The 829-nt window shown below is 53.9% G+C and carries 8 tRNA genes; all 8 read right to left on the bottom strand.

Annotation, left to right across the window (positions count from 1 at the left end):
• Positions 1–32: 32 nt before the first annotated feature.
• Positions 33–125 (bottom strand) — tRNA-Ser (locus tag M3221_RS25440).
• Positions 126–144: 19 nt separating this feature from the next.
• Positions 145–220, bottom strand: a tRNA-Ala gene (locus M3221_RS25445).
• A gap of 11 nt (positions 221–231) precedes the next feature.
• A tRNA-Pro gene (locus M3221_RS25450) sits at positions 232–305 on the bottom strand.
• Between the two features lie 28 nt (positions 306–333).
• Positions 334–410: transfer RNA gene (locus M3221_RS25455), tRNA-Arg, on the bottom strand.
• Positions 411–427: 17 nt separating this feature from the next.
• Positions 428–516: transfer RNA gene (locus M3221_RS25460), tRNA-Leu, on the bottom strand.
• Positions 517–537: 21 nt separating this feature from the next.
• A tRNA-Gly gene (locus M3221_RS25465) sits at positions 538–612 on the bottom strand.
• A 5-nt stretch (positions 613–617) separates the two neighbouring features.
• Positions 618–699, bottom strand: a tRNA-Leu gene (locus tag M3221_RS25470).
• A 7-nt stretch (positions 700–706) separates the two neighbouring features.
• Positions 707–782 (bottom strand) — tRNA-Lys (locus M3221_RS25475).
• Between the last annotated feature and the right edge of the window lie 47 nt (positions 783–829).

Raw genomic sequence — 829 nt, forward strand, 5'->3', positions numbered from 1 at the left:
CCGGGCTGCTCCACCCCGCGACGATAAAATAATGGAGGAGGAAAGGGGATTCGAACCCCTGCGCGGTTTGACCCGCCTGTCGGTTTTCAAGACCGATCCCTTCAGCCGGACTTGGGTATTCCTCCAACATAATATACAAATAATTGGTGGAGCCTAGCGGGATCGAACCGCTGACCTCCTGCGTGCAAAGCAGGCGCTCTCCCAGCTGAGCTAAGGCCCCATTTAAACAGATCGGGAAGACAGGATTCGAACCTGCGACCCCTTGGTCCCAAACCAAGTGCTCTACCAAGCTGAGCTACTTCCCGTCAAAACGAAAGATCGTTTATGTATAAATGGCGCGCCCGAGAGGACTCGAACCTCTAACCGCTTGATTCGTAGTCAAGTACTCTATCCAATTGAGCTACGGGCGCACTATTTTGTTGTAAAGTGGTGCCGAGGACCGGAATCGAACCGGTACGGTAGTCACCTACCGCAGGATTTTAAGTCCTGTGCGTCTGCCAGTTCCGCCACCCCGGCAGGGGTATATAAGTTTGATAATGGAGCGGAAGACGGGATTCGAACCCGCGACCCCCACCTTGGCAAGGTGATGTTCTACCACTGAACTACTTCCGCAAAAGTGCGGGTGAAGGGACTTGAACCCCCACGCCTTACGGCGCCAGATCCTAAGTCTGGTGCGTCTGCCAATTCCGCCACACCCGCATGTACATGGTGAGCCATGAAGGACTCGAACCTTCGACCCTCTGATTAAAAGTCAGATGCTCTACCGACTGAGCTAATGGCTCGGTAAGTGGTGCCGGCAAGAGGACTTGAACCCCCAACCTACTGATTA

This window comes from Domibacillus indicus (genome assembly GCF_023715895.1).
GTDB classification, from domain to species: domain Bacteria; phylum Bacillota; class Bacilli; order Bacillales; family Domibacillaceae; genus Domibacillus; species Domibacillus indicus_A.